Genomic DNA, 20,138 nt, shown 5'->3' on the forward strand with positions numbered 1-20,138 from the left:
GACGACAGCCTCGCCAACCTGGGGGACAGGACGGCCCTTGCTCGCTGTCCCCCGCCTTTGCGCCGCGCCAGTTTCATGGGCCACGGGCAACGCTCGGCCTCCTGGAGAACTAGAGCCATGAGCACCTTCGCCTCCTTGCCTGCGCAGCTCCCACCCCCCTACTCCACAGCCATACCAAGCCCAGGCCTTGCCCGCGTGAAAAAGCTGCTGAGCCGGCTCGCCCAGGCCCTGGCCATGCTGTGGGTCACGGTCACGCTGCTGTTTCTGGCCCAGATGATTCTGCCGGGCGATCGGGCCACGATCTACCTCAACGTCTATGAAGGCCAGAGCGTGGCGCGCACGCCCGAGGAGCTGGCTCCGATCAACCAGGAGTTCGGCTTCGACCGCCCCTGGTGGCAGCAGTACGCCAGCTATCTGGGCGGGCTGCTGCAGGGCGATATGGGCATTGCGCTGCAGTCGCGCCGCAGCGTGACCGAGATGATTGGCGAGCAGATCGGCGCCACCACCGAGCTGGCGCTGCTGGCCATCGTGCTCGCCTGGGTGTTCTCCGTGAGCTGGGTGCTGGCCACGGCGGGCCGCAGGCGCTGGCTGGCGCGCCTGGGTCCGGCGCTGGAGTCGCTGTTCGCGGGCATGCCCTATTACTGGCTGGGCCTGATCTTGCTGCTGGTCTTTGCCGTGGAGCTGGACTGGGTGCCCGTGGTCAGCGGCTCGGGCCTCAGCGGGCTGTGGCTGCCCGCACTGACGCTGGCGCTGCCGCTGTCGGGCTTTCTGGGCCAGGCCATGCGCACCGAGTACGAGCGCGCGCTGCGCCAGCCCCATGTGCTGTCCTCGCGCGCCCGGGGCACGGCCGAGCTCAGGGTGCGCATCGTCCATGCCCTGCGCCCGGCGCTGATCCCGGGGATCACGCTCTCGGGCTGGGCCCTGGGCACCCTGGTCTCGGGCGCAGTCATCGTGGAGAACGTGTTCTCCCGCCCCGGCCTGGGCGCCCTGCTGGTCAGTGCCGTGGAGCTCAAGGAGTTCGAGCTGATCTCCGGGGTGATCCTCATCGTGAGCCTGGTCTATGTGCTGCTGACCTTTGCAACGGACTGGCTCTATGGCGTGGTGGACAGGCGATGTGCACGGCCCTGAGCCGCGTTGCGCCTTCCCCCTGGTTTTGCGCCCTTGCCCCTACGGGCAGCGGGCTGGGGTGAGGGCCTGATCGCCCATCACGCTGCGGCTTGCGCCCGCTGCACACACCACGCATCACTGCCATGAACATCACAAGACCTCTCACCTCTGAACATTCCCCTGGCTCACGGCTGCTGCGCGAAGCCAGGCACCTGCCGCCGCTGGCCTGGTTGAGCCTGGCCGTGATCGTGCTCACCGCCTGGGCCAGCATCGCCCCGGCCACGCTGGTACGCCATTCGCCGTTGGAGACCGATCTGCTCAACACGCTGGCGCCGTTCTCGGCCAGCCACTGGCTGGGCACGGACGAGATCGGCCGCGATCTCTACACACGCCTGGTCCATGGCGCACGCGAGTCGTTTCTGATCGGCCTGCTGGCCATGGCGATTGCGCTGGCACTGGCCCTGCCGCTGGGCTTTGCAGCGGCGCTCACGCCGCCCTGGCTGCGCGCGCTCATGGACCGGCTGATCGAAATCCTGCTGAGCTTTCCCACGCTGCTGCTGGCCCTGCTGCTGGTCAGCCTGCTGGGGCAAAGCCCGCTCAACGTGGCCATCGCCGTGGGTCTGGGATCGGCCCCCGGCTATGCGCGCCTGGTGCGCGGCCAGACCCTGCTGGTGCGCAGCAGCGCCTATGTGGAGGCCGCCGTGGCGCTCGGCCATTCGCATGCGCGCGTGCTGCTGCAGCATGTGGTGCCCAATGCCATACGGCCCCTGATTCCCGTGACCGGGCTGGGCGTGGGCAAGGCCATCGTCTGGTCGTCCAGCCTGTCGTTCCTGGGCCTGGGCGTGCGCCCGCCATCCTCGGAATGGGGCGCTTTGCTGGCCGCCGGCAAGGCCCAGCTGCTGGAGGCGCCCTGGCTGATGATCGTGCCCGGCACGGCCGTGGTGCTGGTGGCCCTGAGCTTTTCCACCTTGTTCAGCCATGTCCAGGCACGTGCCGAAGGGAGCCAGCCATGAGCCATGCCGACAACGCACTGCTGCTGGATGTGCAAAACCTGCAGGTGGGCTTTGAGACGCCCCGGGGCTTCAAGCCCGTGGTCAGGGGCTTTGACCTGCAGTTGCGCCGGGGCCAGACCCTGGCCATCGTGGGCGAATCCGGCTCGGGCAAGACCGTGGCCACGCGCGCCCTGCTGGGGCTGGCCGGTGACGATGCGGTCATTCAGGCCGATGTGCTGCGCTTTGACGGCCGCTCGCTGCTAGGCGCCGGTGCGCGCGATCTGCGGGCGCTGCGCGGCGCCCAGATCGGCTATGTGCTGCAGGATGCGCTGGTCTCGCTGGACCCGCTGCGGCCCGTGGGCCGCGAGATTGCCGAAGCCCTGCTGGCCCATGCGCGGCCCGGCGTGCCCCGCACCGCCGCACACACGGCCACGCGCACCGTGGAGCTGCTGGCCGAGGTCGGCGTGCCCCAGCCCGAAGTACGCCGGCACCAGTATCCGGGCGAGCTCTCGGGCGGCCTGCGTCAGCGCGCGCTGATCGCCACGGCCCTGGCCCAGAGCCCGCCGCTCATCATTGCCGACGAGCCCACGACGGCGCTGGACGTGCTGGTCCAGGCCCAGGTGCTGCAAGTGCTGGAGCAGCTGATACGGGGCGGCACCAGCCTGATCCTCATCAGCCACGACCTGTCCGTGGTCGCGCGCCTGGCCGACCACATCCTCGTGATGAAGAACGGCCAGGTGCTGGAGTCCGGCCCTGCGGTCCAGGTGCTGGGCCGCCCGCAACATCCGTATACGCGGGCGCTGATCAAGGCCATCCCGGGCGCGGATACGCGCGGCCAGCGGCTCAGCGACCTGCCGGCACCGGCGATTGCGGCAGCTCCGGCCACAGCGCTCACCCCGGACAGCGGCGAGCCCCCGGTGCTGCTCGAAGCCGTGGCGCTGAACAAGGCCTTCAAGGCGCCCGATGGACAGCCCTTGCATGCGCTGCGCCAGGTCTCGCTGCAGCTGCGCCGCGGCGAGGTGCTGGGCATCGTCGGTGCATCGGGTTCGGGCAAGAGCACGGTGGCGCGCGTGCTGCTGGGGCTCACGCCCGTGGACAGCGGCCAGGTGCTGTTCCATGGCCGGCAATGGCTGAACGGCGATGCCCGGGAGCAGCGGCGCGTGCGCGGCAAGATCGCCATGGTCTACCAGGACCCGTACAGCTCCTTCGATCCGCGCTGGACCGTGGCGCGCATTCTGCGCGACGTGCTCGCGCTGCATGGCGACGGCCAGCCCGTGCAGCGCAGCGATGTCATCCGCCTGCTGCGCACCGTGGGGCTGGATGCCCTGCATGCCGATGCCTATCCGCTGCAGCTCTCCGGCGGCCAGCGCCAGCGCGTGGCCATTGCCCGCGCGCTGGCCGTGAAGCCCGAGGTGCTGATCCTCGACGAAGCCGTCTCGGCGCTGGACGTGAGCATCCAGGCCCAGATCCTGGACCTGCTGGCCGATCTGCGCACACGCCTGAACCTGTCCATCCTGTTCATCTCGCACGACCTGGGCGTGATCCACCACATCGCCGACCGCGTGCTGGTCATGCACAACGGCGAAATCGTGGAAGGCGGCAGCGCCCATTCCGTGTTCACCACCCCCCGCCACCCCTATACCCGCGCACTTCTCGCAGCCCTGCCCCGGCTTGAGCCCCGGCAGTTGGCCGCATGACAAAACCACCACAGGAAAGAGCATCCGCATGACATACGACGCACACATCGAAGACGGCTGGGGCGAGGGCCCATCGGCCCGCTACGCCGCCCTGGCCAGCCGCTTTCGCGGCATTTTCGACGACATCCGCGCCAGCGCCGCCGAGCGCGAAGTGCAGCGCATACTGCCGCACGACCAGGTACGCGCGCTGGCCCGGGCCGGCTTCACGGCGCTGCGCGTGCCCGAGGAAGACGGCGGCAGCGGCGCCACCTTGCCCGAGCTATTTGCCTTGCTGGTCGAGCTGGGCGAGGCCGACTCCAACGTGGCCCAGGCCCTGCGCTCGCATCTGGGCTTTGTGGAGCAGGTGCTCAATGCCAGCCCCAGTGCCTGGCGCAAGAGCTGGCTGCAGCGCCTGGCACTGGGCACCCTGGTCGGCCCGGGCCGCAGCGAAAGCGGCGAGGTCACCCAGGGCAAGCGCGCCACGCGGCTGCTGCAGCAGGACGGGCGCTGGATTCTGCGCGGCACCAAGTTCTACTCCACAGGTGCGCTGTATGCGGACTGGATCGACGTGGGCGCCACCGGTGCCGACGGCACCGACTACGTGGCCCTGGTCCAGCGCCATGCGCCCGGCGTGGAGCCGCTGGACGACTGGAACGGCTTCGGCCAGCGCCTGACCTCCAGCGGCACCACGCACTACCGCGACGTGGAGGTGGACCCGGCCCAGATCCGGCTGGACGGCGAGCGCTTTGCCTACTACCAGTCCTTCTACCAGCTCGTGCACCTGGCCAATGCCGCCGGCATTGCGCGCGCCATCAGCCGCGAGACGGCCCTGGCCGTGCGCGAGCGCACGCGCAGCTTCAGCAACGGCAATGCAGACCTGGTGCGCCATGACCCCCAGGTGCTGGAAGTCGTGGGCCAGCTGCGCGCTGCTGCCTACAGCAGCGGCGCCATCGTGCAGCACAATGCGCGCGCCGTGGAGCGCGTGTGGCAGGCCGCACAACAGGGCGACGCCGCCGCGCTGGAGCAGGCGCGCGCCACGGCCGACCTGGAAATCGCCCAGGCCCAGCACATCGTCTTCGAGCTGGTGCTCAACGCCTCCACCCAGCTGTTCGATGCGCTGGGCGCCTCCTCCACCCTGGTGCCGCTGGCCCTGGACCGCTTCTGGCGCAATGTGCGCACGCTGGCCACGCACAATCCGCGCATTTACAAGACGCGCATTGCGGGCGACTTTGCGGTCAACGGCACGCCCGCGCCCGACCAATGGGGTATTGGCGTGGTGCGCCCGGCGCTCAAGGCCGCAGCCTGAACGGGGAAGACATGTACGACAAACAGCCCTGGATCCTCAACGGCTTTGCGATGAACGTGCCCGGCCATATCAGCGCCGGCCTGTGGCGTCATCCGGCCGACCATTCCCACCGCCATACCGAGCTCGAGCACTGGATAGCGCTGGCGCGCCTGCTCGAAGACGGCGGCTTTGATGCCATGTTTCTGGCCGATGTACTGGGGCCGGTTGACGTCTACCAGGGCCGGCCGGATGCCGCCTTGCGCAACGGCGTGCAGACTCCCGTGGACGACCCCATGCTGCTGGTCTCGGCCATGGCCGCAGCCACGCGGCATCTGGGCTTCGGGGTCACGGTGTCCACCACCTACGAGCAGCCCTATCTGCTGGCGCGCAAGTTCACCACGCTCGACCATCTGACGCGGGGACGCATCGCCTGGAACGTGGTCACCTCGGCCCTGGACTCGGCCGCACGCAATCTGGGGCTGGAGCAGGCCATAGACCATGACGAGCGCTACGAGATCGCCCAGGAGTTTCTGGAGGTCGGCTACAAGCTCTGGGAAGGCTCATGGGAGGACAACGCCCTGGTGCGCGACCGCGAACGCGGCATCTATGTGGACGCCAGCAAGGTCCACCCCATACGTCACCAGGGCAAGTACTTTCGCGTGCATGACGCCCATCTGAGCCAGCCCAGCGTGCAGCGCACGCCCGTGCTGTTCCAGGCCGGCTCGTCCACGCGCGGGCGGGCGTTTGCGGCCAGCAATGCCGAGGTGGTGTTTCTGGGCGGGGCCACGGCCGCCGACATCCGCCGCAGCATCGATCAGACCCGCGCACAGGCCCTGGCGCTGGGGCGCGCGCCCGAGGCCATGCGCTTCATCTCGGGCGTGACCGTGATCACGGCGGCCACCGACGCCGAGGCCGAAGCCAAGCACCGCGAGTACCTGGAGGCCGCCGACCTCGAAGCCGCGCTGGTGCTGTTCTCCTGCTGGACCGGCATCGACTGGTCACAGTACCCGCTGGACCATCCGCTGGAATACATAGAGACCAATGCCATACGCTCGGCCCTGGCCAACTTCACGCGCATCGATGCGCAAAAACGCTGGACGCTGGGCGAGATTGCTCGCTATATCTGCGTGGGCGGCCTGCACCCGGTGTTCGTGGGCGGGCCGACCAAGGTCGCGGATGCGCTGGAGGCCTATGCCGAGGCCGCAGGCGTGGACGGCTTCAACGTGGCCTATGCGGTCAGCCCCGGCAGCTTCGAGGACTTTGCGCGCCACCTCTCACCCGAGCTGCGCCGCCGAGGCCGCATACGCAAGCGCCCCGAGCAGGCGCAAACCTTGAGAGAGCGTCTGCAGGGCCCGGGCCAGCGCCGGCTGCGCAGTGATCATCCAGGAGCAGGGTATCGATACACCCCCTGAGCGGCTGCGCCGCTTCCCCCTCTCTCTTCGGGAGGGGGACGACGTCCTCGCTGACCTGGGGTACAAGGCGGCTCTTGCTCGAAGCCCTTGTCTTGGGGCGCGCCGGCTGCAAGCGCCGCGAGGGGAGGATATTCAAAACAGGAGCGGCTACCGCTTGGTTACCAACGATTTCAGATGCAGAACCATCTGAAATCCTTATGTAGCAAGCGCTAACAGCTCCTTTTTCATCATTTCAAATAGGGCTTGAGATAGCGCCCCGTATGGCTGGCCGGGTTTGCGGCCACCTGTTCGGGCGTGCCCGTGGCCACGACCTGGCCGCCGCCCGAGCCGCCTTCGGGGCCCATGTCCACGATCCAGTCTGCGGTCTTGATCACGTCCAGGTTGTGCTCGATGACGACGATGGTGTTGCCCGCATCGCGCAGTTGCTGCAAGACCTTGAGCAGCAGGTCTATGTCGGCGAAGTGCAGGCCAGTCGTGGGCTCGTCGAGGATGTAGAGCGTGCGCCCCGTGTCGCGCTTGGACAGCTCCTGGGCGAGCTTGACGCGCTGGGCTTCACCGCCCGAGAGCGTGGTCGCGCTCTGGCCCAGGCGGATGTAGGACAGGCCCACGTCCAGCAGCGTCTGCAGCTTGCGCGCAATGGTCGGCACGTCCTTGAAGAAGGCGTGAGCGTCCTCCACGGTCATCTCCAGGATTTGCGAGATGTTCCTGCCCTTCCACTGCACTTCCAGGGTTTCGCGGTTGTAGCGCTGGCCGTTGCAGATGTCGCATGGCACATAGACATCGGGCAGAAAGTGCATTTCCACCTTGACCATGCCGTCGCCCTGGCAGGCTTCGCAGCGCCCGCCGGCCACGTTGAAGGAAAAGCGCCCGGGCCCGTAGCCGCGCTCCCTGGCGGTCGTCGTCTCGGCCATGAGGTCGCGTATCGGCGTGAACAGGCCCGTATAGGTGGCGGGGTTGCTGCGCGGCGTGCGGCCTATGGGGCTTTGGTCAACGTTGATGACCTTGTCGAAATACTCCATGCCCAGGATCTCGTCGTGCGCCGCAGGCTCGGTGCCTGCACGGTGGATCTGGCGCGCGGCCTCGGCATACAGCGTGTCGTTGACCAGGGTGCTCTTGCCCGAGCCCGAGACGCCGGTCACGCAGGTCAGCAGGCCCACGGGGAAGTCCACGCTCACGCTCTTGAGATTGTGGCCGCGCGCGCCCACCACGCGCAGCGCCTGCAGCCGGGGCGTTTCGCCAGACTCTGGCCCGGCCTTGGTGCTGGTCGCCTTGCGGGCCGGCCCCTTGGGAAAGCCCTTGCCCTTGGCGGGCTCGGCGCTTTCGGTTTCGATGACCGGCTGCCAGGGCAGGCGCCGCGCGGGCAGGGCAATCGCCTGCGTGCCTGCGAGGTAGCGGCCCGTGGGCGAGTCGGGATTCGCACGCACCTCGTCATAGGTGCCCTGGGCCATGATGCGTCCGCCGTGCACGCCCGCGCCCGGGCCCAGGTCGATGATCTGGTCGGCCGCGCGCATCATGTCCTCGTCATGCTCGACCACGATCACGCTGTTGCCCAGGTCGCGCAGCCGGATCAGCGTGGCGATGAGCTTGTCGTTGTCGCGCTGGTGCAGACCTATGCTGGGCTCGTCCAGCACATACATCACGCCCGTGAGGCCGGAGCCGATCTGGCTGGCCAGGCGTATGCGCTGGGCCTCGCCGCCGGAGAGGGTGTCGGCGCCGCGCTCCAGGCTCAGATAGCTCAGGCCCACGTCGTTGAGAAAGCGCAGGCGCGAGGCGATCTCGCGCACCACCTTGCCCGCGATCTCGGCCTTGGCGCCCGAGAGCTGCAGCGCTTCGCCCCAGGCCTGGGCCTGGGCCAGCGTGGAGCGGCCCACCTCGTAGATGGCGCGCGCCTGGTCGCCCTCGCCCACGCGCACAAAGCGCGCTTCGCGGCGCAAACGCGTGCCCTCGCAGTCGGGGCAGATGCTGATGCTGCGCAGCCGCGCGAGATCGTCGCGTACCACGCTGGATTCGGTCTCGCGCCAGCGCCGCGTGATGTTGGGGATGATGCCCTCGAACGCATGGCGCTTGACCAGGGTCTCGCCCTTGCGCGCGCCGCTGTCGAGCACGTAGTTGAACGCAACCTCCTCCTCGCCCGAGCCGTGCAGCATCACCCGGCGCACCTTCTCGGGCAGCTCCTCGAACGGCAGCTCTATGTCGGCGCCGTAATGCCGGGCCACGCTCTCCAGCAGGGAGAAGTAATAGCCGTTGCGCCGGTCCCAGCCCTTGACGGCGCCGCTGGCCAGCGAGAGCGTGGGAAAGGCCACCACGCGCTCGGCATCAAAGCTCTCGGCGCAGCCCAGGCCGTCGCAGCTGGGGCAGGCGCCCATGGGCGAGTTGAAGGAGAACAGGCGCGGCTCCAGCTCGGGCAGGGCGTAGCTGCACAGCGGGCAGGCGAAGCGCGCGCTGAACAAATGCTCGCGCCCGCTGTCCATCTCCAGCGCAATCACGCGGCCGCCAGCCTCGGCGCCGCCCGCGCGCAACGCGGCCTCGAAGCTCTCGGCCAGGCGCTGCTGGGCATCGGGCCGGATCTTGAGGCGGTCGATCACCACATCGATGTCGTGGCGCTCGTTCTTCTCCAGCGCGGGCAGGGCATGGGCTTCATGGATCTTGCCGTCGATGCGAAAGCGCACATAGCCCTGGGCCTGCATCTGGGCCAGCAGCTCGGCGAACTCGCCCTTCTTGTTGCGCGCCAGCGGCCCCAGCACCATGAGGCGCGTGTCCTCGGGCAGGGCCAGGGCCGCATCCACCATCTGGCTGATGGTCTGGGACTGCAGCGGCAGATCGTGCTCCGGGCAATAGGGCGTGCCCGCGCGCGCGAACAGCAGGCGCAGGTAGTCGTTGATCTCGGTCACCGTGCCCACGGTGGAGCGCGGGTTGTGGCTGGTGGCCTTTTGCTCGATGCTGATCGCGGGCGACAGGCCTTCGATCAGGTCCACATCGGGCTTGTCCAGCCGCCCCAGGAACTGGCGCGCATAGGCCGACAGACTTTCCACATAGCGGCGCTGGCCTTCGGCGTACAGGGTATCGAAGGCCAGGCTTGACTTGCCCGAGCCCGACAGCCCCGTGATCACCACCAGGCGGTTGCGCGGAATATCGAGGTCGATGTTCTTGAGGTTGTGCGTGCGCGCACCACGAATGCTGATGCGCTGCTGCGCCAGGGCCTGGCCCAGATAGCGGCCGGACTCCTGGCCTGGCTCCTGGCCGCGAGCCTGGGCCTGATCGTCGGGAAAAACGTGAGATGGCATTGCGCACCGCATCAAAATCGAACCTGACATGATAGGCCACAAGCCAAAGCCGACGCATCTGGCCTCCATGGGCGACAATGCCAGTTTTGCCTTCGGGATCCTCCCTTTTGCGCCCTCTGTCCGCCCCATGACTCAGCCCGCCTCCGCCACCACCATGACACCGCAGGAAAGACGCGCCAGCGCCAGCCTGGCCCTGATCTTTGCGCTGCGCATGCTGGGCCTGTTCCTGGTGCTGCCCGTCTTCGCGCTGGAGGCGCACAAATACCCGGGCGGCGATGACGCGGCCCTGGTCGGCCTGGCCATGGGCCTGTACGGCCTCACCCAGGCCGTGTTCCAGCTTCCGCTGGGCCTGGCCTCGGACCGCTTCGGGCGCAAGCGCGTCATCGTCGCCGGCCTCGTGGTGTTTGCGGCAGGCAGCCTGATCGCGGCCACCGCCGATTCGCTGCTGGGCCTGATGTGGGGCCGCGGCCTGCAGGGCGCGGGCGCGGTCTCGGCCGCCGTCACGGCCCTGCTGGCCGATCTCACGCGCGATGCCGTGCGCACCAAGGCCATGGCCCTGGTCGGCGCCAGCATCGGCCTGATGTTCGCGCTGGCCCTGGTGCTCAGCCCGCTGCTCGCGGCCTGGGGCGGCCTGCCCGGCATCTTCGGCCTGACCTGTGCCCTGGCCCTGGCCGGCGTGGCCGTGGTGCTGTGGGTCGTCCCCGCCGAGCCCGCCCAGGCCGCGCCCGGGCAGCGCGCAGGCATGGCCGCACTGCTGCGCCACCGCGACCTGCTGCGCCTGAACCTGGGCGTGTTCGTGCTGCACACGGTGCAGATGTCCATGTGGGTTGTCGTGCCCGCCCTGCTGGTGCAGGCGGGACTGGCCAAGAACGTGCACTGGCAGGTCTATCTGCCGGCCGTGCTCCTGTCCTTTCTGGCCATGGGCGGCCTGTTCGCGATGGAGCGACGCGGCCGCCTGCGCGCGGCCCTGCTGGGCGCGATTGCCCTGGTAGCCCTGGTACAGGCCGGCCTGGGCCTGGTCGCGGCGGCCGACGGCCAGCCCGGGCTGTGGCTGATGGCCGGCCTGCTGTTCGCGTTCTTCTGCGGCTTCAACACGCTGGAGGCCACCCAGCCCAGCCTGGTCTCGCGCATGGCGCCGGCCGAGCTGCGCGGCGCAGCCCTGGGCGCCTACAACACACTGCAGTCGCTGGGCCTGTTCGCGGGCGGCGCCCTGGGCGGAGCCTTGCTCAAGTGGGCGGGCGCACCCGGACTGTTTGCCATGACCACGGCTCTGACGGCCCTGTGGCTGCTCATCACCTGGCCGCTGAGACCTGTGGGCCGCCACGGATAAATCGCACAGCCAAGCCCTGTCGCTTGCGGCACAATGGCGCGTCTGGACCGGGATCCTCCAGCTTTATGCCCGGACCATTTTTATTCTGTAAAGGTATTCACACATGGCATCCGTCAACAAAGTCATCATCGTCGGCAACCTCGGGCGCGACCCTGAAATGCGCACCTTTCCGAGCGGTGACCAGGTGGCCAATGTGACCATCGCCACCACCGACCGCTGGCGCGACAAGAACACCGGCGAGAACAAGGAGGCCACGGAATGGCACCGCGTGGTGTTCAACGGCCGCCTCGCCGAAATCGTGGGCCAGTACCTGCGCAAGGGCAGCCAGGTCTATGTGGAAGGCAGCCTGCGCACGCGCAAATGGACCGATCAGGCCTCGGGCCAGGAACGCTACGCCACCGAAATCCGCGCCGACAGCATGCAGATGCTGGGCAGCCGACAGCAAGGCGGTGGCCAGGGCGGCGGTTATGGCGATGACAGCTATGGCGATGCGGGCGGCTACGAAGCCCCTCAAGCCCCGCGCCGCGCCGCACCCCAGCAGCCCGCACAGCGCCCTGCCGCAGCACCGCAGCAACGCCCTGCAGCACCCGCCCCCATGGCCCCGCCCCCCCAGCGCGCCGCCTCGGGCTTTGACGACATGGACGACGATATTCCGTTCTAAAACCACCTTATCCGTATCTGTAAACAAAAAGCCCTAAGCACTTGTTGCTTAGGGCTTTTTGTTTAGGGCTTTTTCTTGTCGGCTGCCCTGTCCCGCAAATCACTGGCATTGATCGTGCATGCGAATGCATGCATCTTGGACCTGGAGATGCCACGATGAGAACAGAGCGAGGACGAGCGAGCACGGTTGCAATCGTTTGCGCACAGCCGCTCTTTGCCGGCGGCCCTGGGCAATCGCGCGCCTGGTTTTGGCCAGCGCCGCAGACGAGCCGAGCCGAGCAACGCGATTGCCGCATGGCTGAAGTTGCCCCGCCAACATCTCGCGACGCACTGGAGCGTGCGCACCGTGGCTGCCGAGACCGGCCTACGCAGCTCTTTGGGCTAAAGCCGCATCGATCCGAGAGCTTCTGCCCGTCTGTCCGCTCTTTCCCGAGAAACTGCATGACGCAGCCGGCCGTAATCAGCGAAGCAGGACACTAGTCCAGCTTCACGTTGGCGCTTTCGATGACTTTCTTCCATCGCACACGCTCGGTGTTCATGAAGCGCTCCATGTCCGCAGGCGAGCCGCCTACGACCTCCGCCCCCTGGGTCGCGAACTGCTTCTTCACCTCGGCGTTCTGCATCACCTCGTTAATGGCCTGATTCAGCTTGGCCACGATGCCCGAAGGAGTCCCATGCGGAGCCGCAATCGCGAACCACGCCGAGGCCATGAACTCGGGGACACCGCTCTCTTTGGCGGACGGCACATCCGGCGCCATGAAGCCGCGCTGATCGGATGCCAGCCCGAGCACCTTGAGCTTGGCGCCATCGCGGTACTTGAGGACCGCCGATACATTCCCAAAGAACAGGTCAACCCGCCCGCCCAACAGCTCGGTCAGCGCCGGGCCTTCCCCCTTGAACGGAATATGGGTCATCTGGCCCTTGATCATCGTCTCGAACATCTGCCCTGTGAGATGGGAGGTGGAGCCGTTTCCCTGGGACCCGTAAGTCACGCGCCCGGGATTGGCCTTGATGTAAGCCACCAAGTCCTGGACCGAGCTCGCGGGAAATTCCGCCCGCGTCGTAATTGCGTTTGGCACGGCAGCCATCAGCACGACCGATTCGAACTTCGCCGGATCGAACGCCATCTCCTTGTACAAGTACTGGTTGATGGTCAGGGGACCCGGAGGAGTCGCAAGCAGCGTGTATCCGTCGGCAGAGGAAACGGCCACCGCCTGGGCGCCGATATTGCCACCCGCTCCGGGCCGATTCTCAATCACAACGGGCTGCTTCCATTTTTCCGAGAGCTTTTGCCCAACCGACCGGGTGAGCACGTCGACCGTGCCGCCAGGAGGGAAGTCGACGATGATTCGCACCGGCTTGCTTGGGAAGCTCCTTGCCGCGTCCTGAGCCTGTGAAAGCCCGGACGCCACGATGAGTGCGGCGGCCAGAAGTTCTCGTTTATTCATGAGTTGTCTCCGATGGTGGGTAGATGGATGGCTTTAAAAGGGATAGGACGCAACGGTCTCACGCACGGTGATCCATTGCCATTGGGTGAACTCATCCCAGTTCGCAGGACCTCCGATCCGGCTGCCATTGCCAGAGGCGCCGCGGCCTCCAAAGGGAATGTGCGGATCGCCTTGAACGGTTTGGTCGTTGATGTGCAAAAGCCCTGTCCTAAGGCGCTTTCCCAAGGCCAGCGCACGCCCCGTCGAAGCAGACATCACGGCAGCAGCCAGCCCGTATTCGGATGAGTTGGCGAGCTCGACCGCTTCATCGTCCGATGCAAAGCTCGTGACCGATGCGACAGGCCCAAACACCTCTTCATCAAAAGCTCGCATGCCCGGCTGTACGCCGCCCAGAACCGTCGGAAGGTAAAAGCGCCCCTCGGCCTTGCCGCCGGCATGGAGAGTCGCCCCCGCCGCGATCGTCGCCTGAACAATGCCGTCGATCGCCTTGAGCTGCCGCTCGTTGATCACCGGGCCCAACCCAACCCGCTCGTGCATCGGGTTGCCGATACGGGTTGACAAGGCCTTTTGCTTCAATCGCTCAAGCAGCTCCTGCGCAATGCTCTCGTGGGCAAGAATGCGCCCGGTCGCCATGCAGATCTGCCCCTGGTGCATCCAGGAACCAAACGCCGCGCCAGCTGCCGCGACCTCCAGGTCGGCGTCATCCAGCACGATGAGCGAGTTCTTGCCGCCCAGCTCCAGCGAAACCTTCTTGAGGCTGCCCCCGCACAAGGCGCCTACTCTCTTGCCCGCCTGGGTGGAGCCTGTAAAAGACACCATGGAGATGCGCGGGTCCGTGCAAATGGCCTCGCCCACGTCAGAGCCGGCCGGGAGCATGTGCAACAGCCCGGCTGGCAGCCCTGCTGCCTCAAAGACTCGCGCAATCAGCACGCCGCCGCAGACCGCCGTCTGAGAATCCGGCTTTAGCACGACGGCGTTCCCGGTGACGAGCGCGGGCGCCACCGAGCGGATGGCCAAGGTGAGCGGGAAATTGAAAGGAGCAATAACCCCGACGACACCATGAGGCACCCGGCGCGCAAAGCTCATCTTATGAGGCTCGGCAGGCATGACGAAGCCATGGGGCTCGCCCATCATGCCCGCTGCATGGTGCAGCACCGCAGTGGTCGAGCGAAGCTCGGTGTCGGCCTTGGCGCGCACCCCACCGCTTTCTCGCATGATCCAGACCGTCAGTTCGTCCCAATGTTTTTCCACCAGGCTTGCAGCCCGCCTGAAAATGGCGGCCCGCTCCGCCGGCGAAGTGTTTTCCCATGCGGCTTGGGCAAGCACCGCGGCCGCGGCACTTCTGTCCAGGTCCGCGGGAGTGGCAAGACCGATGCGGGAGATCTCTTCGCCGCTCGCCTTGTCCAGAACTGCGCCGGTGTGCTCCGCTTGCGTCCAGCGCCCGTTGAACCAGCAGCCCTTCCAGACTTCCTCGGGCATGAGCATTTCGGTCATCATTGAACCTCCCTGGTCTTGGAGCCGTCGCGCGGATTCCCGAGCACCTGGCTTGAAATGGGCAACAGCATCACCTCGACGACGGCGCTACGCCCGCCGCGAACGGTCTCCATGGCTTGAGCCAGCGTGGTATCGAGCTCGGTGAACTTCTCGACCCGGTACGCCGCACAGCCCGACGCGGCCGCTGCGATTTCAGCCAAGCGGGCGCGCGCAGTCGTCGTGATCCAGTAGCGATCGCGGCGCTTCGCGTGGCCTTGCGGATGTACCAGCAGCGTGGAGGCCTTGGGGGCGTTCCAGCCCCCGTTGTTGAAGACAATGGTCAGCTGCGGGTACCCGTAGGTTTCCGCGACCCAGTAGGCACTATCCGGAACGCCGAAGATGAAGCTGCCGTCTCCTACCAGGGTGATGACCTCGGCTCCAGGGTCGGCCATCTTCAGGCCAATCGCCGCGTTAATGCCCCAGCCCAGCCCGCTGCCGCCATTGGCGTAATAGCTTCCAGGCCTTTTCATGCGAAGCGTATGGAGCACGCAGTCCGTCGCCGTGGGCTCCTCGTAGACCACCACGGTCTTCTCGTTCACCAGTCGTTCAACGGCCTGCGCCAGCTGCTCAAGGTTGATGGCGCCATCGGCCGGCGCCGGCATTCCCGGTAGCGTCAGGCGCGCCTTGGCCGCATCAATCCACTCCCGGCGCTGCGCCAGGGCCTGAGCCGAAGGAAGCTCCGGCTGCATGAGCAGCTGCTGCAATGCCGCCAGGCTATCCGCCTGCCAGCTGCGCTCGGCGGGAAAGTGCCAAAAGCCCATGCTCTCTTTGAGCGCATCGCAATCGATATGGAAAAGACGTGCCCCCTCGGCGGGTGCCACCTGTGCCACGATCCACGGCACATCGACGTCGAGAAGCAGGATCAGGTCCGCCTCCTTGACCAGCGTATTGCGCCGGTACCCCACGTGGTTGGGGTGATCGCCGGGACAGTTAACGTACTGGGGGTTGACTTCGCAGACCGCGATGCCAAATCGCTCGGACAGGCTCGCAAGCAGGCGGGCCGCTTCCGGCTGGCGCCCCAGGTAAGTCGTGATGACGAGGGGGCGCTGTGCCTGCATGAGCGCTGCCGTCAACTCCTCGGGAGCTCCTGCTGGCAGCCCCGCCGTGCGGGCCGCAGGCCAGTGGGCTATGGGCTGACTCACGCCTCCCGAAGGCTCTTCCCAGACCTCGCGCGAGCCCGTGATGTACACCGGCCCCTCGGGCACAGTGCAGGCGATCTGTACCCCGCGCATCAGCACCTGGTCGGCCATCTCGCCCGCGCGCAGCTCGTAGGACCACTTCATGTACTGCCCGCCGATCTCGTGCTGACGCGTCGAGTCCTGGGTGTAGTGAATGAACTCGGTTCTCGATCCAGCCCGCTCGCCGCTCACGGTGACCGGCGAGAGCCCTGCGACGATGATGGCCGGCACGCGGCCTCGCGCAGCGTTGTGCATGCTGCATCCCAGGTTCTGCGTGCCTACATCCACATGGACCAGCACCATCTGCGGCCGGCGACTTTTCATGGCATGGCCATGGGCCACCGAAAGTGCCGTCATCTCATGGGGACAGGCAATGATCTCGGGCATGGCAGCGCCGTCTTCATCCATTGCCGCAAAGGCCTCGATGAAGGCAGGATGGTCGCTTCCCAGATTGGTAAAGATGTACTCGACTCCCAGCCGTGAGGCCTCCTCGAGCAAACGTCGCGCCGCGGTTGCGGTGATTACTTCCATCGTCTCTTCTCCAAGTCACTCACAGGGGCGCCGCAGCGGGGCCCGGAACAAAAACGTCTGCTTGAAAATCCTGTGGCAGCACGCCCATTTCGACGGCCGCTTGGCGCACCGCCGCAACCATGGCCGGGGAGCCGCAGCAATGCAGCACATGGCCGGCGAGATCGGGGCATTGGGCACGCAAGGCCTGGTCCACCCGTCCCTGGAAGACGCCGGGCGCAAGCGCATCTCGTGCCTGCGAGATTGCCGGGATGAAGCGAAAGTCCGGCCACTGGCGCTTCCACTTGTCTACCGCCGCCTGGAGATACAGCCCGGACGGCTCGCGCGCGCCCCAGATCAGAGTGACTTTGCGCTGCACCCTTCTCTTGACCATGTCATCAAGAATGGACTTGACCGGCGCGAAGCCCGTGCCTGCGGCGACGCACACCAGCGGCCGTGGGTCATCCGCAGCCAGGGCGACGTTTCCGAAGGGCAGTTCAATCTTCAGCGTATCGCCCTGCTTGAGCCCGAGCAGGGTATGCGTGAACTGGCCACCAGGGACATGCTGGATATGCAGGGTCACGCCGTCGCTTTCGTGAGGCGGATTCGCCATCGAGTAGCACCGGGTGCTGCCGTCTTCCAGGAACACCTGCAGATACTGCCCGGCTTGAAACTTTGCGCGCTGTCCGGCCGGCAGGCGAAGACGCAGCACCGACACCTCAGGCACGACACGGTCATGGCTGTGCACTTTGGCAGTGAACGTCTTTCTCGCAGCAGGATCCAGCTTTCTCCAGCTTGTGGGAGCGAGAGTCACGTCGCTCTTGGGCACGCAGACGCAGTAAAGAACCTGGCCCGGCAGACAGGTCTCGTTCGAGGCTGCAGCACCAGGGCGCGCCGCGACCTCGCCCTTGACCACGGCCCCGGCGCAGTTCCCGCAGCTTCCCTTTCGGCACGAGTAGGAGAGCTCCACGCCGGCGTGCAAAGCCGCATCCAGAATGCTCTGACCCGGGGCGCAGTCAAAGCTGACATCCGCGCCCTCAATGGATATTTGGTAAGTCATGCCTGAGCCTCTTCGCTTGCCCCCGATAACAGGGCTATCGTGCGCAGCAGCGCCTGCGGACTCGCGACTCCCCGGCCCGCGATATCCATGGCACTGCCATGCCCGACGCTGGACAGCAGCACCTGCGCTCCGATGGAAAGTGCACTCGCGGCCTTGGGTGCCAGCAGCTTGATGGGAATGTGGCCCTGGTCATGCAGCATCGCCACGTACAGCCTGTGCCGGCGCTGGGAAAGCAGCATGTCGGCGCCGGCCGGTCCCTCGATCGCAATGCCTTCGGCTCGCAAAATGGCAGCGGCCGCAATGGTGACCTCGCCGTCCTCCGGACCGAACAGCCCGCCTTCGGAGGCATGGGGATTGATGCCGAAAAGCGCGACAGTTGGATCAGGGTCGCCGAGCATTTCGCAAGCGCGAAGGCCTGCCTTGGTCGCCCGTATCACCAGCTCCGGGCTCAACCGCTCAAGAGCGCAGCGCACGCTTTCATGAAGGGTTGCATGGACGATGCGTAGCCCTGCACCGACCAGCATGAGAAAGACCTCGTCTTGCGGCACCTCGCAGACATGTGCGACCAATGACGGATAGCCGGAAAACTCAATCCCCGCCAGGTGGATCGCTGTCTCATGGTGCGGACACGCGATCACCGCATCCGCCTCCCCTCGCCTGCACGCCTCGATGGCTGAAGTAGCCGCAGCCACCGCCGATACGCCAGCAGACGCCTCAACCACCCCGAACCTCGCCTTGTCCGCCAGTGTTCCCGCCTCAACCAGCTGCACACTGCCGAGTACATGCCCCAGGTTAAGAACGTCTGCCGCCTGCTCCAGCACACGCCCAGGGCCGTGCACAGAGATTCGGCGGCGCTCGCGCTCAGGCAGCGCCGCGAGTGCCTTGAGCGCGATTTCCGGCCCAATGCCATGAGGATCGCCCGTCGCAAGGGCTAGCCGATTCAATGACTTGGTCACAGCGGCAGCGCCAGGAGTGTGTCGACGACCGTGCTGTCGCAAACGGCAACGCGCTCGGCCAGAAGAAGCCTGTCTTCTTGGCGTACGAAACGGTCGCGGTACTCGCCAGTGGCGAACACCACGGTTTCGCCCGTGTGCATGATCCGGACAACAAGAAACGGTGTCTGGGCCTCGGCAGTGTCGGACGTCGCCGATTTGAGCAAGGGCATGCCAAGCACATGGCGATAGCGATGACGCTCGTAGATATTCGCCTCGCGCAGTGCCGCAACCCGATCAACCAGCATGTCACGCGAGTCCGCCCAGACAATACCTGCCGGCAGGCCTTGTGCTTCGTTCTCGGCATGGGTCACCCGATAGTGGCAATCCGCCGCGAAAAACATGGGCCACTGCTCAAGAGAGTCGCTATCGATGGCCTGGGAATAGGCCGCATTGAATGCGGCGATTTGTAGTACGTCAATCACGCCTTGTCCTCTTGCGTTTGGCCCATATGCTGGCGATACACCTTCCAGAATCCGCGCACCGATGTCTCCGTTGCCCGGCCTTCGCTGGAGCCGCTGTGGTCACCACCCATTTCAACGACGGCCTCCATGTCCGTCGCGCCGGCAATGCCACGCTGCACAAAGCCGCCAACCGCGCCGTCCTCCATCGAAATGAATCCCGCTGGCCCCACCAGATTGGCTTGCTTGAGGCGTACCTTGCGTTGTTCAGCGGTGTCGTCGGCGTATCCGATATAGGTCCAGTTGAGCTCGGTTCTGTGAATGCCTTTTGGAAGCACCTGGCGGACCGCCAAGCAGTTCTGGATCTGCTGCAGCACAAAGCCCGGAAACACCGACAGAATCTGCAGGGTCACACCATCGTCATGCTCCTTGAATCCGCTGAGCACGCTGGGATCCCTGAGGCGGTACTGCTCGTTGTCCGAGCGAATCGCCTGGTCCTTGTAGGTGTCATCCTTGGCCCCGGGGTCAATCACCGAGAAGCTGACGTGATGACCTCCGGTCTCATCGACGATCACCCCTCCTTTTTGCGACAGCCTGTTGAGCTCGAACGTGGTGAAAAACATATGGAGCAGGCTTGCGTGGTAGCTGTCCTTGACGTTTTCCATATAGAGCTTCCAGTTGTTCGGAAGCGCCTGGGTGAAGCGGCCAATGACCTCGACGGGCTTGTGCAGCACGCGTTCAATGCGCTCGCAAATCTCGGCGCCAAGATAGTCCTCGATGTCGGGAACATCCTCGGAGAAACTGCCGAATACCAGTCCGCAGAAAGTGGCGACGCGAAGCTTGCGCGGCCCATGCTCCTTCTTGCAAAAGTGCTCTGGCATGCCCCCCTGGCCCTTCACCCCCTTTTCGAAGGCGACACCAGTCAGGTCTCCCTGCCGGTTGTAGCTCCAGGCGTGATAAACGCACTGGAAGTTATCGGCCTTGCCCGACTTCTCCAGAGCGATGAGCGCACCGCGATGAGCACAGCGGTTCTCGAACGCGTAGATTTCGTCATCGCTGTCGCGCACGACCACGACCGGGGTTTCTCCGGCAAAGCTCGTGCGGTAGCTGCCGGCCTCGGGCAGCTCCGCCGCCAGGCAAAGATAGTTCCAGACCTCACCCCGGAAGATGCGCTCTTGCTCAAGAGCTCCCGTCTGACCATCCACATACAAGGCGTAAGGAATGCGAGTATTCCCCGCGCCCTTCCACTGAATCACTTGCTCAATCATTTGCG

15 protein-coding genes are annotated in these 20,138 nt (G+C 66.1%); 7 read left to right on the top strand and 8 right to left on the bottom strand.

Annotation, left to right across the window (positions count from 1 at the left end):
- Positions 1-117 precede the first annotated feature (117 nt).
- The 5 genes from G486_RS0119560 (at position 118) to G486_RS0119580 (ending at position 6,472) form a co-directional block, all read left to right on the top strand.
- Positions 118-1,128, top strand: coding sequence for an ABC transporter permease (locus tag G486_RS0119560; protein ID WP_027017055.1), 1,011 nt, complete (start codon positions 118-120; stop codon positions 1,126-1,128).
- A gap of 122 nt (positions 1,129-1,250) precedes the next feature.
- Positions 1,251-2,120, top strand: a complete 870-nt coding sequence (locus tag G486_RS22905; protein WP_084455468.1) for an ABC transporter permease — start codon at positions 1,251-1,253, stop codon at positions 2,118-2,120.
- Positions 2,117-3,796 carry a dipeptide ABC transporter ATP-binding protein gene (locus G486_RS0119570; protein WP_027017056.1) on the top strand — a complete coding sequence of 560 codons (1,680 nt, stop codon included), beginning with the start codon at positions 2,117-2,119 and terminating at the stop codon, positions 3,794-3,796. The genes G486_RS22905 and G486_RS0119570 overlap by 4 nt, the downstream gene beginning before the upstream one ends.
- Before the next feature lie 28 nt (positions 3,797-3,824).
- Positions 3,825-5,081: an acyl-CoA dehydrogenase family protein gene (locus tag G486_RS0119575; RefSeq protein WP_034388517.1), complete on the top strand. Its 1,257-nt coding sequence runs from the start codon at positions 3,825-3,827 to the stop codon at positions 5,079-5,081.
- 11 nt (positions 5,082-5,092) lie between these two features.
- Positions 5,093-6,472: an LLM class flavin-dependent oxidoreductase gene (locus tag G486_RS0119580; RefSeq protein ID WP_027017058.1), complete on the top strand. Its 1,380-nt coding sequence runs from the start codon at positions 5,093-5,095 to the stop codon at positions 6,470-6,472.
- A 227-nt stretch (positions 6,473-6,699) separates the two neighbouring features.
- Here the strand turns inward: G486_RS0119580 and uvrA are convergent, their stop codons facing one another.
- The gene (gene uvrA / locus G486_RS0119585) at positions 6,700-9,756 is read right to left on the bottom strand and encodes an excinuclease ABC subunit UvrA (protein WP_027017059.1); all 3,057 of its coding nucleotides are present in this window, start codon (positions 9,754-9,756) and stop codon (positions 6,700-6,702) included.
- 154 nt (positions 9,757-9,910) lie between these two features.
- On the opposite strand from uvrA, the gene G486_RS0119590 reads away from it, so the two are divergent.
- Both G486_RS0119590 and ssb read left to right on the top strand, forming a co-directional pair.
- The gene (locus G486_RS0119590) at positions 9,911-11,086 is read left to right on the top strand and encodes an MFS transporter (protein WP_027017060.1); all 1,176 of its coding nucleotides are present in this window, start codon (positions 9,911-9,913) and stop codon (positions 11,084-11,086) included.
- A gap of 103 nt (positions 11,087-11,189) precedes the next feature.
- A complete protein-coding gene (gene ssb, locus G486_RS0119595; protein WP_027017061.1) occupies positions 11,190-11,747 on the top strand; it encodes a single-stranded DNA-binding protein in 558 nt (185 codons plus the stop codon).
- A 475-nt stretch (positions 11,748-12,222) separates the two neighbouring features.
- Here ssb and G486_RS0119605 read toward each other — a convergent pair whose 3' ends face one another.
- From G486_RS0119605 to G486_RS0119635, 7 genes are read right to left on the bottom strand one after another with little or no spacing between them, the layout of a single operon-like run.
- Positions 12,223-13,194: a Bug family tripartite tricarboxylate transporter substrate binding protein gene (locus tag G486_RS0119605; protein WP_027017063.1), complete on the bottom strand. Its 972-nt coding sequence runs from the start codon at positions 13,192-13,194 to the stop codon at positions 12,223-12,225.
- 33 nt (positions 13,195-13,227) lie between these two features.
- Positions 13,228-14,691, bottom strand: coding sequence for a benzaldehyde dehydrogenase (locus G486_RS0119610; protein ID WP_051303687.1), 1,464 nt, complete (start codon positions 14,689-14,691; stop codon positions 13,228-13,230).
- On the bottom strand, positions 14,688-16,436 hold the full coding sequence (locus tag G486_RS22910; RefSeq protein ID WP_084455455.1) for a thiamine pyrophosphate-requiring protein: 1,749 nt from the start codon (positions 16,434-16,436) through the stop codon (positions 14,688-14,690). The genes G486_RS0119610 and G486_RS22910 overlap by 4 nt, the downstream gene beginning before the upstream one ends.
- A 19-nt stretch (positions 16,437-16,455) precedes the next feature.
- Positions 16,456-17,472: a 2Fe-2S iron-sulfur cluster-binding protein gene (locus tag G486_RS0119620; RefSeq protein WP_027017065.1), complete on the bottom strand. Its 1,017-nt coding sequence runs from the start codon at positions 17,470-17,472 to the stop codon at positions 16,456-16,458.
- Positions 17,469-18,428: a PdxA family dehydrogenase gene (locus tag G486_RS0119625; RefSeq protein ID WP_027017066.1), complete on the bottom strand. Its 960-nt coding sequence runs from the start codon at positions 18,426-18,428 to the stop codon at positions 17,469-17,471. Before G486_RS0119625 ends, G486_RS0119620 begins: the two co-directional genes overlap by 4 nt.
- The gene (locus tag G486_RS0119630; RefSeq protein WP_027017067.1) at positions 18,425-18,889 is read right to left on the bottom strand and encodes an aromatic-ring-hydroxylating dioxygenase subunit beta; all 465 of its coding nucleotides are present in this window, start codon (positions 18,887-18,889) and stop codon (positions 18,425-18,427) included. The genes G486_RS0119625 and G486_RS0119630 overlap by 4 nt, the downstream gene beginning before the upstream one ends.
- Positions 18,886-20,133 carry an aromatic ring-hydroxylating dioxygenase subunit alpha gene (locus G486_RS0119635; protein ID WP_027017068.1) on the bottom strand — a complete coding sequence of 416 codons (1,248 nt, stop codon included), beginning with the start codon at positions 20,131-20,133 and terminating at the stop codon, positions 18,886-18,888. Before G486_RS0119635 ends, G486_RS0119630 begins: the two co-directional genes overlap by 4 nt.
- Between the last annotated feature and the right edge of the window lie 5 nt (positions 20,134-20,138).

This window comes from Comamonas composti DSM 21721, from assembly GCF_000429845.1.
Classification (GTDB): Bacteria; Pseudomonadota; Gammaproteobacteria; order Burkholderiales; family Burkholderiaceae_C; genus Comamonas; species Comamonas composti.